A 12,036-nucleotide genomic window follows, 5' to 3' on the forward strand; every position below is an offset into this window, starting at 1 on the left:
CTCGGTACCGGTTTCAAATCAGTTGAAAAAGAGAGAGCATGCACGTATGTATACTCTTCTCTGCCTATCGTTTATAAAGATTTCCTCACAATGATTTCTCCATCAAGCTGAATGGTTTGGGGCGCACTTTCATCCCCTTCTAGCCGTGTCTTGATTTTTTGCATGGCTGCTTTCCCCATTTCATGAGATGGCTGGGCAACCGTTGTGATTCCAGGTCCAATCAGCTTATACCATTCTGTATCATCAAACCCTGCAATGCCTATCTCTTTAGGAATCTTCACCCCAAGCTCTACAAGTTCACTAATCAGCTTCAGCATGAGTAATCCATTACCGGCTAAAATCGCTTTTTTCTGTTCGTTTGATTGTAAAAAACGGACAATCTCTTCGCGCATTTGTTCCTTTTGCTTTAAATCAATCTCTGCAATGATCGGCTTCTTCTGTTTACTCAAAGCTGTCTGTTCATATGCTTCCTTTCGTTCTTCACGAGGGCTGATTCCATCGACAGGCTCAGTAAAGAAAGCGATATGATCATAGCCTTTCTCATACATTTGTTGAAGCAGCCGGATGGTGATATCACGGTTATTCGTGGTCACTGTGTCGACTTTCAGTTCAGGCAGCTTCCGGTCCACAAGAACAATCGGCACACCATTTTTCTGAAAATCCTCCAGAATGTCATTGTTCTGTCCTGTCGTATTGATGATGAGCCCTTCAATATAATGTGCATTCAGCTTTAGGAGCATTTCCCGTTCTTTTTCTGGACGATTATCTGTGTTGCACACCATAATGCTGTATCCATATTCATCACAAATCTCTTCGACCCCGCGAAGTGTTGCCACAGAGAATGGATTCGTAATGTCGGCTACAATAAACCCAATGACCTTGCTTTTTCTGACTTTCAATCCTTGAGCAAGCTGACTCGGACGATAATGGAGTTCCTCAATGGCTTTCTTGATTTTTTTTACCTTTTCTGAAGAAATTTCATTTGTTCTGCCATTGATATATCTGGATACAGTTGATTTTGAGACCCCTGCATAAGCTGCAACTTCATTAATGGTGACTTTCGTTTGCTTTTTCTCTTTCATTCAAAAAAACTCCCACAATTGATCTTCTCATTTGGTTCGAAACCGATTTCAAATAAACTTAAAAAAAGCATATCATAATTGAATGCATTTCAGAAGATTTTTTTGCATGATGATGGCAAAAATTTGTCTAACCAGAGAAAAAGAAAGCGATTTCAAATTAACGGTTGACGGCGCTCTCTTTTTCCTCTAGAATTTTCCTTGAAACCGATACCAAATAAATATCAATATTTGTTTCAGATGGAAAGGGAGGCTTATCCAAATGGAAAATCGTTATGCTGTACATCCTGAGCAGGTCAAACGTTTTACAACAGAGGAACTTCGTCGTCATTTTCATATTCCTACGCTGTTTGTCAGTGGTGAATTAAAGCTCTATTACTCGCATGAGGACCGCGTGGTGATTGGCGGAGCGATGCCGGCAGCAGAGCCGATCACACTAGATGCCGGAGACTTTTTAAGGACGGAGTATTTTCTTGAAAGACGAGAAATCGGGATTGTGAATGTCGGCGGACAAGGAACGGTCACTGTTGATGGTGAGGCCTTTGTGCTGGAGCATAAAGATTTCTTATATATTGGCCTTGGTCACGAAGATGTACAGTTCGCTAGTTCATCAGGCAAGCAGGCCAAGTTCTATTTAGTATCAGCCACGGCTCACAGGGCGTACCCTACGCAAAAAGCAGCCATCGCTGAATTAACACCAAACCACTTAGGAGAAGCAGCTGCTTCCAACGTACGAAACCTGTATCAAGTCATTCATGCAGACGGCATCCAAAGCTGTCAGCTCATGATGGGCATCACTCAGCTTGAAACCAATAATACATGGAACACGATGCCCGCTCATATTCATGATCGCCGGATGGAAGTGTACTTATATCTTGATATCGAAGAGGATGCACGGGTTTTTCATTTTATGGGGGAGCCATCTGAAACGAGACATCTTGTGGTGGCAAATGAGGAAGCAGTCATTTCACCTGCCTGGTCCATTCATTCTGGCTCAGGAACAGCGAATTATTCATTTATTTGGGCAATGGCGGGCGAAAACTATACGTTCAAAGATATGGACTTTGTCCCAATGGATCAGCTGAGGTAGCGAGGGTGATGACAACTTCATATGCAGCGTCCCTCTTTTCTCTTGAAGGAAAAACAGCCCTTGTGACAGGCCCTGGAACCGGCATTGGGCAAGGCATTGCCGTGGCGCTTGCCAAATCAGGTGCAGATATCATCGGTACGTACCATCACACACCGCTTGAAGAAACAAAGGCGCTAGTCGAACAGGCAGGCCGATCATTTCATGCGGTTCAGGTTGACTTTTCTAATCCTCAGTCTGCAAAGCAGGCTGTCGATGCCATATTAAAGAAGCATACGATTGATATTTTAATCAATAATGCTGGAACCATTAAAAGAGAGCAGGCGGCTCACTATTCAGAGGAAGATTGGCATACGGTCATGGATGTGAATATCAACAGTCTCTTTTTCCTCACGCAAAAGGTTGGACAGCAGATGCTGAAAAATGGGCAAGGGAAAATCGTCAATATCGCCTCCCTTCTATCATTTCAAGGCGGCGTCTTTGTTCCCGCCTATACAGCAAGTAAGCATGCTGTCGCAGGGCTGACGAAAGCTTTTGCAAACGAATGGGCGCAGCAGCATATTCAGGTGAATGCGATTGCGCCTGGGTATATTGCGACCAATAACACACAAGCCATTCGTGACGATGAAAATCGAAATGAAGAGATTCTCAAACGAATCCCGGCTGGGCGCTGGGGAAAGCCTGAGGATCTAGCCGGTGCGGCTGTTTTCCTTAGCTCACCAGCTTCTGATTATATGAACGGCCACATTTTAGCCGTTGATGGCGGCTGGCTTGCAAGATAAATATACGAGAGAATTCCTATTAGGGGATTCTCTTTTTTCTATTTGCATAATTCTCCACCTTCCGAGTCACTCTATAAAAAACATGTGATGAGGGTGAGGTATTATGAAAAGTCGTATTGAACAAGATATAGCGTCCGTCATTAAGCGTGTCAAAAGCTTTGCCGGAAGAAGTGATGATATCGTGTTCCACTCTTTTTCATTTGGTCCTTCCACTATTTCTGCATGTCTCGTGTATGTTGAAGGACTCACAGAATTTGAGATGCTTTCTAAGCAAATCATTTCACCTATGCAAAAGGAACTCGACATCACCGAGGTTGGTTCTACTACACTTTCCTCCCTTTCAAAAACGTTCTTTGGCATTCAAAGTGATGTGCTGGATGATATGAACCTTGCCATCGAGCAGTTATATAGCGGCAGGGCTATTTTATTTGTAGATGGAGCGGCTCAAGCGCTTGCGCTCCATACGAATCTTTTTCAATTTAGAGAAGTAGAAGAGCCGCAATCTGAAGTTCTTGTAAGAGGACCGCGGATCGGTTTTATTGAAAATCTTGAAAAAAACACGGCTTTACTCCGTGAGCGGGCAAACGACCCTCACCTTGTAATTCAAAAGGTGAGTATAGGTACTCGAAATAAAAAATCCGCTGCTCTTGTGTATGTTCGTGATATTGCTGATCCTAAACTAGTAGAAGATGTGCTATCACGCATGACCGAAATCAAAATGGATGACATCCCTGAAACCGGCTATATTGAACAGCTGATTGAGGACAGTCATATCTCCATTTTTCCACAGATACAAAACACAGAACGTCCAGACCGAGTGATTGCATCTGTACTTGAAGGCAAAGTCTCGATTTTGCTCGATGGAACTCCTTTTGCCCTCATTTTACCTATGACAATTACAGCTTTGATGCAATCTCCGGAGGATTATTATCAGAGGTGGACTAGCGCAACTCTTTTACGTTTACTCCGTTATATCGCTGTTTTGCTCACGATTTTTTTACCCGGGCTTTACATTGCACTTGTCTCTTATCACCCAGGCTTATTACCAACACGAATGGCACTCACCATCGCAGGCAGCCGGCAGAATGTTCCCTTCCCTCCTGTTGTGGAAGCCATTCTCATGTCTTTTACGATAGAGCTGCTGCGGGAAGCTGGACTACGGCTTCCAAGAGCCATCGGACAGACAATTGGGCTCATTGGCGGCGTTATTATTGGTCAGGCGGCTGTCCAAGCCAATATCGTCAGTGCCTTAATGGTGATTATTGTGTCACTGACTGCATTGGCTGACTTCACGGCACCGTCATATGACTTTAGTTTTCCACTGCGTATTTTGCGGTTTATGGCGATTTTTAGTTCAGCATTGTTTGGATTATACGGTTTAATCATGTGTTATTTATTTGTGCTTTGCCACCTGATGCAGTTAAAGACCTTTGGTTTTGACTATTTCACACCAGTGCTTTCTTCACCGTTTTCAGATTTAAAGGATACGTACGTTCGTTTACCAATCGGGCTATTTAAAACTAGACCGAAAACAGCAAAAATAAAAAATCTCAAAAGACAAGGAGATTAAACGATGTACAGACCTGAAAAGCTATCATTGTTACAAGTCACCATTCTGTGCAGCTCTACAATGATAGGCGCTGGAATTTTAACCATTCCACGCAGTTCCGCCCATTCAGGAGTCCCTGATGGCTGGATCATTGTATTAATACAGGGAGTCATCTTTGCTTTCGTTGCTTTTTTGTTGGGCTGGATTGCTGAAAAGAATGCACCAGACACCATTTTTGAGTCAAATACAAAAGGAGCAGGGGCATTCTTTGGCACAATCTTTAATTTAATGCTAATTGCTTATCTTCTAGGAATTGTCGGCTTTGAAGCGCGTGTCCTCGGGGAAGTGGTTCAATTTTTCCTGCTGCAATCGACTCCCATGGCAGTGATTGTGATGATTTTTTTACTCGTAGCGATCTATCATTTGAAAAGCGGTATCTTTCCAGTTGTCAAAATGGTGACCTATATTTATCCAATCACCATGGTCATTTACATAGCGCTCATGCTGTTTTGTTTGAAAATATTTGATTTTGATTATTTGCGTCCTGTGATGGCGCATGGTTTTGAAGATTTTAGTAACCTGTTCTCTCAAACCTTTATTCAATTTACAGGCTTTGAAGTGATTTTGTTTGTCGTGCCGCTCATTTATAAAGACAAATGGTCGAAGGCAAAATGGGCAGCTGCCATCGGCGTTGGCATTACGTCTCTCGTGTACTCTCTCACACTCTTTATAGTGATTGGCTCCATGACCGTGGGTGAAACGAAATCTCTCACCTGGCCAACGGTTTCCCTCATTCAAGCGCTTGAACTTGAAGGGGTGTTTATCGAACGATTTGATATTTTCTTACTGACGATTTGGACCTGCCAGCAGTTCATTTGTATGCTGGGCTTTTTCCAATTTGCGATTAAAGGCTGCTTCACCGTTTTTAAAACGACCAATATAACGAGACTGCTCTGGCTGTTATTTTTAATTACATCAGCACTCTCACTTTTTCCAAGAAATATCAATGAAGTCTTTTACTACTCTACTTTACTTGGCTACTCATTGTTCGCGGTTTTAGCCATTCCTTTTATTACAGCTGTCCTGCTGATGATACGCAAAAAATGGGGAGGTCGTTCTGCATGAGAGGAAGACGTGTACTTTTATTCTTTTTGTCCTGCTTTCTTTTCCTTCTATCAGCAGGATGCTGGGACTTAAAGGATATTGAAAAACTATCGTTTGTACGCGGTGTTGGCATAGATGAGGAAGAAGAGAATAGAGTTAAGCTGACCTACCAAAACCTTGTACCGAAAACGGGCGGAACCCAAGAAGTCGATTCTCCCGGCTATGTGAATGTCGTCTCGAAGGGAAAAAATGTGCTGGAGGCTGTCAGTAATGTCGCCTTGAAGGACCCGCCGATCTATAGTGATCACCTGAAAATCTTCTTGTTCGGCAAAACCCAGGCGGAGCATCACGATATTCAAGGAACACTCAATCATTTTATTCGAGATGATGAGGTTCGGCGCAGCAGCTATCTCCTCGTGACACGAGGTGATGCGTCAAAAGTCATCAATCAAAAATTGAAATCACAGCAAAAGGTACCGGTTGAACATATCTTCGAAACATCCAAAAACCGAAGCTTTAACGGAAAGATTGCACTTCCAACACGTATTGGCCGGGCGTCTGATTACTTTCAGATGGGCGTTAGCTTTCTTGTGCAAAGTGTAGATGCGGTAGACGGTGAACTTATTTATGATGGGGCAGGTATCATTCACGGAAAAACAAGAAAGCTGATCGGTTTCATCTCTGCACAGGATGTACAATATTTAAACTGGGTGATGGACCGTATCGCAGGCGGCGTTGTACCTGCCACCTATAAAGGCTTTCCAATTACGTATGAAATTAAGAAAGCCAAAACCAAAATTGAACCCTACCTGAAAGACGGAAAGATTTCATTTAACGTTAGAGTACAAACAAATGGAAAATTGTCAGAGGATCAATATCCCCCTGAAAACTCATACGATGAACAGTACATTAAACGATTTGAGAAGATTTTTTCTCATAAAATTAAAGAGCGCATACAAAAAACGGTCAGTCATATGCAACATGAAGTAGGTGTTGATCCTATTTTTTTTAGCCGGCAGTTTCGTATTAAGTATCCTGAATATTGGGATCAGCATCGAGATGAATGGGACAAACTATTTCAAGAAGCAGACATAACGTATGACATAAAAGTGAGCATCTTGAATTTTGGTGCAGAAGGCGCAACGAAAAGCTTCAGATGGTAATGCAAAAAGGCGGTTATCCCAAAAGAGAGCCGCCTTTTTTACGTACGACAATGAGAAGCTGATACAAAGTCACTTGATCAGACAACGCTTTTGTTTGAAAGCCAAGTGATGCTCCTATTCTTGCCACCTCGTCAAAAAACAATTGGACGTTTTGATCAATCTGTACATTGATCCGCTGCTCGATCACGCGTTCAAATAATTGGTCTGGGAAAAGCGCACGCATGGTGTTTGGTGTGAAGAACCGTATATGGGTTCGGTCTAAGATTCCTACATCTTGATAAGTAAAATCACCTGTCATCAAAGGAAGAAGCACCTCTGCATGCATCATGTTAGGCAGGCAGCAAATGATGACGCCGCCTGGCTTTAAAGAGGCGTGCGCTTGCTCAATGATGTGCCAAGGATCTGACACATGCTCTAAAACATCCGAAAAAATGACCGCATCAAAAAAGGCCTCTTTTTCTGACCATGGGTATTCATCTGCATTTGCCTCGATGACTTCTTCATAATACGCCTTTGCGACCGCTGCTTTTAATGTATCTGCCTCTACCCCGTACATGTGTACAGACTGCCGATTCATCAGTTCAAGCCCAGTTGCGCCAGCTCCGCACCCAACATCCAGCACGTGTGCAGCGTCCTCAGGGAGTAATTCCGCAAAATACGGATGAGGAGTGATCAAATTTAGATCTATGCCCCACTTATCTAAAAATCGAAGTCTATTCTCAGTAAACAGTGTAGAGATGTTCGTATCTTGATTGGCATTGAAGGTAGCATGACCATGATGATGCACAAAGGAATCATGCACAATTTGCAGCTGATATCCTTTTAATAATGACCGCAAACATAGATCGTCATCCTCAAATGATCCATATACAAACCGCTCATCAAATAATCCCACATCCTCGATCAGCTTTCTTTTCACGAGCAAGCAAAACCCTACAAGCCGGTGCACATAAGTTCTCTGACCTTTTCTCTTAGACGTATACTCCTTAGCAAAGGCTGGGAGCTCCTTCACATCTGTATACGATGGCTGGACCATCTGAGGGCCGCTTACATAATTAGAGACGGGCCCCACCATCCCAATCTGTTCTGAAGCGAATAGCGCCTCTTTTAATGGAGGAAGCCAATTTTCCGTCACGATCGTGTCATTATTTAAAAAGAGAATGCTGTCTCCTGAAGCTTTTTTTGCCCCTTGATTACATCCCTTTGCAAAACCTTCATTCTCTTCATTATCAATGAAAATCACATCATCCAGCTCTCTTACATATTCCTTCGTGCCATCAGTTGACGCATTATCGACGACGATGAGTTCATATTGGCCGCTGTTCGTATGCTGTTTCATGCTCTCGATACATGTTTTCGTCAAATGCAGTTCATTGTACGTCAGCATGACAATGCTTGTTTTCCCTTTCATCTCATTTCCACCTTTCACCCGCCTGTTCCATATGTATGTGATAGGCAGCACGTTCAGAAGATGAGGGAATGTCCTTTCTTGATTAAACGTTTGTTTAACATAGAAAAACCAGCTGCACACGGCAGCTGGCCATCGTTCATACCGTTTTTCCTTCGCCACTTGTGACGGCACGATTTCTCTTTTTTAAATCTTCTTCAATTTCTTCAAGACTTTTCCCCTTCGTTTCGGTCACCAAGTATTTTACAAATAAGAAGGCGACTACGCCAATGACCGCATAAATGAGGAAGAGATTACTGATGCCAATCGCGCTTAATAAAGCTGGGAATGTCAGCGAGATGATTAAATTTCCTGTATGAAGAAGGAAGGTCGAGACACCTGTACCGATTCCCCTGACATGTACTGGGAACAGCTCTGGAAGCATCACCCAAACGACAGGACCCCAGCTGACAGCAAAGATGACGATAAAGAGACCCAAACAAATAACGGTTGTCCATCCTGCTGCTGTTGATCCTTCAAAAAATCGGTTGATCACTGACAGGACAATTAAACTAAGGACCATTCCTGCATTCCCAAATAGGAGCAGCGCTTTACGCCCTACACGGTCAATGATTTTAATGGCAACAAACGTCATGATGACATTCACTGCACCAATTCCGACAGTTCCTAAAATCGCTGCTGAATTCCCAAAGCCAACACTTGTGAATGTTTTTGGTGCATAGTAAATGATCGTATTTGTACCGATAAACTGCTGCAGAAAGGCAAGGCCGACACCAGCAATCAATGCTGGGCGTACCCATGGCTCAAATAATTCCTTAAAACCGCCTTTCTCTTCACTTTCCGCCTTTTGAATATCTGAAATTTCTTCTGCCACTTCTTGCTTACTTTTTCTGAGTTTAGATAATATCTCCTTCGCACGGTCAGCCTGTCCGTGGACAAACAGCCAGCGGGGACTTTCCGGCATAAACAAAATCCCGAATAATAAAAGAACAGAAGGAACAACCGCAATTCCAAGCATCAAGCGCCATGCCTCTGCATCCGCTAAAGCGTAGTTCACAATATAGGCAAGAAGAATACCAAATGTGATCATGAGCTGGTTTAAAGAGGACAGTGCCCCTCGTGATTCCTTTGGCGCAAGTTCAGATAAATATAATGGAACAATCGTTGTCGAGCACCCGACAGCGAGCCCTAGTACAATTCGGAATAAGATCATCACTTCCGTATTCGGGGCGAGAGCTGTACCAAATCCACCGATAATAAACAAAATAGCTGCGGCGATGATGGCTTTTTTCCGCCCAAATTGGTCTGTCAGCTTTCCAGAAAGAGAGGAACCAAGCATCGCCCCGATTAAAATCGAGCTGACGACAAGCCCCTCTGTAAACGCATTTAAACCTAAATCTTCTTTCATAAATAAGATGGCGCCAGAGATGACACCTGTATCATAGCCATATAAGGCACCGCCAAGGGCGCCGAAGAAATAAAGCCATCCATTCCGATTTTTCATATACATAACCCCACTTTTGTCTCTGTACTCTATGAAAAGTCATTTTCCTCACTTCCTGTCATTTCAAACATTTCGATGTTTTATGACAAATATATTTCATTTGTGTATCTTTGAAACTTTTTACGAGAAGGAAACGTCAATTAAGCGTTAGTGAAAAAAATGTCGCACTATATCCCGTTTTAAGGTATATTTGTTTTAGTTTGTAAGCAGAAAGAAGGACATCTTTACTATAAAATCATAGCGAGGGTTTAAAATATATGGATCAATCACGAAGTAAACGCAAAGGAAAAAAGCGTTTAAAACCATGGGTGAAAGTCACTCTTTTTATCATTAGTATTCTTTTACTGACAACGGCTTCAGTCACAGGCTATGCCTACTATAAAATAACCAATGCTGCTAAAAAGGCTCAAGTATCTCTTGATCGCGGCGCACAATCTGTGAAACGAATTGAAGCATTCGATCCAGGAAAAGACAGTTTTTCTGTCTTGCTGCTTGGAATTGACAGCAGACCGGGCGAAACAGTGAAACAAGCACGAAGTGACGCAATGGTGTTGGCAACCATTAACCGCACAAATAAAACCGTTAAATTATTAAGCATTCCTAGGGACTCATACGTTAATATTCCAGGCCACGGTTTTGATAAAATTACTCACGCACACGCATTTGGCGGTGCAGATTTAACAGTGAGCACAGTTGAAGATTTACTAGATATTCCGGTCGATTTTGTCATCCAAAGTAATTTCGTAGCGTTTAAAGAAATCGTCAACGAATTAAACGGTGTTCCTATTAACATCAAGGATGAGTATCTTGTGAAACAGATTAAAAAGGATACAAAAGGCAAGGTTGTGCTTCAAACTGGAACTCATACACTAGATGGTGATCAAGCGCTCGCATATGTGAGAACGAGAAAAGCAGATAGTGACTTAATGCGTGGACAGCGACAAATGGAAGTATTAAAAGCCATTTTTGATAAATCAAAATCATTAACATCTATTCCGTCATACGACAATATCATTGATACACTCGGTGATAATGTGTCAACCACCCTTTCTATGAAGGAGTTAGTCGGTCTTTTCCCGCTTCTGACTTCATTGAAATCGGTTGATACCATTCAGCTTAAAGGATCGGATTACCAGCCAAACGGCGTTTATTATTTCCAATTGGATCAAAACCAGCTGAACGAAGTAAAAACAGAATTGAAGAAGCAGCTTGAATTATCATAAATAAAAGCGTCCCTTTGGGGCGCTTTTAGATTGTTGACAAAGGGCTAAAATGATCTTGATTTTAGCCCTTTGTCTTATTTCCTTGATCATTCACTCATTTTTGTTTAGCCTTGATAGAGAGGAATCAACCTTCCTTTTTTATGAGAATGAAGAAAATCGTACATACTTTGAAGAGGCTATTGCATGAATGAAGGAGGATTTGACAGCGATGAAAAAAATGATTGCAATTGATTTAGACGGTACACTCTTAAATACAAAAAGTGAAATATCCGCTCAAAACCGTGAGGCATTGATTCGTGCAAAGGAAGCTGGATATATTGTGACCATCTGTACAGGGCGGGCAACTTTTGATGTAAAGGAGCTGCTTGGCGATTTGGACATCCCCATTATTGCGGCAAACGGCGGGACTGTCCATACAGAAGGATACGAGCTCTTCAGCCGTATCACATTGGACCAAGAAGCGGGCAATCGGGCTGCAAAGGCATTAGTGGAACGAAACATTTACTTTGAAGTCTATACAGATGATGCTCTTCTCTCTCCTTTTGATGGAAAAGAGAAGCTGAAAGCAGAATTTGATCTGATCAAAAGCGCAAACCCAAATGAGGATCTCGCTGATCTATGGGAAGGAGCCATGACGCAATTTAAACAATTTGGCATCAAACCAGTAGATGATATCCGTGAGATTTTTGAGTCGAACGAACCGACCTATAAATTACTCTGCTTCTCTTTTGATATGAACAAACTGAACGAAGCACGAAATCTTCTGGCAGACATGCCCGAGCTTTCATTGACCTCGTCTGGAAAGCATATTATTGAGGTGCTGCCAAAAGAGTCTGGAAAAGGACATGCCCTGAAAAAGCTCGCAGCCCATTATGGTGTAGAGCGCTCACATATTTATGCAATTGGTGACAGCCCAAACGACCTTTCTATGTTTGAAGAAGCAGGCCACCGCATTGCAATGGGGAATGCTGTTGATGTCATTAAAGAAAAGAGCACCTTCATCACAAAAGGAAATCATGAAGACGGTGTCGCTTATTTTATTGATCTTCTTTTACAAAATCAATTCCATGAAAAAAAGACGCTTGTCTGATCAGCGCCTAGAGAGAAGTCCAGAAGTCCGATACAAGTATTGATCGG

10 protein-coding genes are annotated in these 12,036 nt (G+C 42.5%); 7 read left to right on the forward strand and 3 right to left on the reverse strand.

Annotated elements, in window-relative coordinates:
- Positions 1-71: 71 nt before the first annotated feature.
- Entirely contained in the window at positions 72-1,082 is a 1,011-nt protein-coding gene (locus NSU13_RS16575; protein ID WP_041115553.1) for a LacI family DNA-binding transcriptional regulator, read from the reverse strand.
- Positions 1,083-1,341: 259 nt separating this feature from the next.
- Here NSU13_RS16575 and kduI point away from each other — a divergent pair, with 259 nt between their 5' ends.
- The 5 genes from kduI to NSU13_RS16600 all read left to right on the forward strand — a co-directional run bounded on the left by kduI (position 1,342) and on the right by NSU13_RS16600 (position 6,764).
- A complete protein-coding gene (gene kduI / locus NSU13_RS16580) occupies positions 1,342-2,169 on the forward strand; it encodes a 5-dehydro-4-deoxy-D-glucuronate isomerase (RefSeq protein ID WP_342489643.1) in 828 nt (275 codons plus the stop codon).
- Between the two features lie 8 nt (positions 2,170-2,177).
- A complete protein-coding gene (gene kduD, locus NSU13_RS16585; RefSeq protein ID WP_065214853.1) occupies positions 2,178-2,948 on the forward strand; it encodes a 2-dehydro-3-deoxy-D-gluconate 5-dehydrogenase KduD in 771 nt (256 codons plus the stop codon).
- A 103-nt stretch (positions 2,949-3,051) separates the two neighbouring features.
- Complete coding sequence (locus NSU13_RS16590) at positions 3,052-4,518, forward strand: spore germination protein (RefSeq protein WP_065214854.1); 1,467 nt, start codon at positions 3,052-3,054, stop codon at positions 4,516-4,518.
- 3 nt (positions 4,519-4,521) lie between these two features.
- Entirely contained in the window at positions 4,522-5,622 is a 1,101-nt protein-coding gene (locus NSU13_RS16595; RefSeq protein ID WP_342489644.1) for a GerAB/ArcD/ProY family transporter, read from the forward strand.
- Positions 5,619-6,764, forward strand: a complete 1,146-nt coding sequence (locus NSU13_RS16600) for a Ger(x)C family spore germination protein (protein ID WP_041115549.1) — start codon at positions 5,619-5,621, stop codon at positions 6,762-6,764. Before NSU13_RS16595 ends, NSU13_RS16600 begins: the two co-directional genes overlap by 4 nt.
- Before the next feature lie 13 nt (positions 6,765-6,777).
- Here NSU13_RS16600 and NSU13_RS16605 read toward each other — a convergent pair whose 3' ends face one another.
- Both NSU13_RS16605 and NSU13_RS16610 read right to left on the reverse strand, forming a co-directional pair.
- Positions 6,778-8,175 carry a bifunctional glycosyltransferase family 2 protein/class I SAM-dependent methyltransferase gene (locus NSU13_RS16605; RefSeq protein WP_041115548.1) on the reverse strand — a complete coding sequence of 466 codons (1,398 nt, stop codon included), beginning with the start codon at positions 8,173-8,175 and terminating at the stop codon, positions 6,778-6,780.
- 136 nt (positions 8,176-8,311) lie between these two features.
- Positions 8,312-9,676, reverse strand: a complete 1,365-nt coding sequence (locus NSU13_RS16610) for a sugar porter family MFS transporter (RefSeq protein ID WP_342489645.1) — start codon at positions 9,674-9,676, stop codon at positions 8,312-8,314.
- Positions 9,677-9,933: 257 nt separating this feature from the next.
- Between NSU13_RS16610 and NSU13_RS16615 the strand changes: the two genes are divergently transcribed.
- Positions 9,934-10,899 carry an LCP family protein gene (locus NSU13_RS16615; RefSeq protein ID WP_025093927.1) on the forward strand — a complete coding sequence of 322 codons (966 nt, stop codon included), beginning with the start codon at positions 9,934-9,936 and terminating at the stop codon, positions 10,897-10,899.
- Between the two features lie 208 nt (positions 10,900-11,107).
- A complete protein-coding gene (locus NSU13_RS16620) occupies positions 11,108-11,989 on the forward strand; it encodes a Cof-type HAD-IIB family hydrolase (protein WP_200896496.1) in 882 nt (293 codons plus the stop codon).
- Positions 11,990-12,036: the final 47 nt, after the last annotated feature.

Source organism: Bacillus sp. FSL M8-0049 (assembly GCF_038593355.1).
Lineage (GTDB): Bacteria > Bacillota > Bacilli > Bacillales > Bacillaceae > Bacillus > Bacillus safensis.

Coding starts and splice junctions, on each gene's coding strand:
- NSU13_RS16620 (WP_200896496.1), top strand. CDS start 11,108: ATGAAAAAAATGATTGCAATTGATTTAGACGGTACACTCTTAAATACA.
- NSU13_RS16590 (WP_065214854.1), top strand. CDS start 3,052: ATGAAAAGTCGTATTGAACAAGATATAGCGTCCGTCATTAAGCGTGTC.
- NSU13_RS16615 (WP_025093927.1), top strand. CDS start 9,934: ATGGATCAATCACGAAGTAAACGCAAAGGAAAAAAGCGTTTAAAACCA.
- kduD (WP_065214853.1), top strand. CDS start 2,178: ATGACAACTTCATATGCAGCGTCCCTCTTTTCTCTTGAAGGAAAAACA.
- kduI (WP_342489643.1), top strand. CDS start 1,342: ATGGAAAATCGTTATGCTGTACATCCTGAGCAGGTCAAACGTTTTACA.
- NSU13_RS16575 (WP_041115553.1), bottom strand. CDS start 1,082: ATGAAAGAGAAAAAGCAAACGAAAGTCACCATTAATGAAGTTGCAGCT.
- NSU13_RS16605 (WP_041115548.1), bottom strand. CDS start 8,175: ATGAAAGGGAAAACAAGCATTGTCATGCTGACGTACAATGAACTGCAT.
- NSU13_RS16600 (WP_041115549.1), top strand. CDS start 5,619: ATGAGAGGAAGACGTGTACTTTTATTCTTTTTGTCCTGCTTTCTTTTC.
- NSU13_RS16595 (WP_342489644.1), top strand. CDS start 4,522: ATGTACAGACCTGAAAAGCTATCATTGTTACAAGTCACCATTCTGTGC.
- NSU13_RS16610 (WP_342489645.1), bottom strand. CDS start 9,676: ATGAAAAATCGGAATGGATGGCTTTATTTCTTCGGCGCCCTTGGCGGT.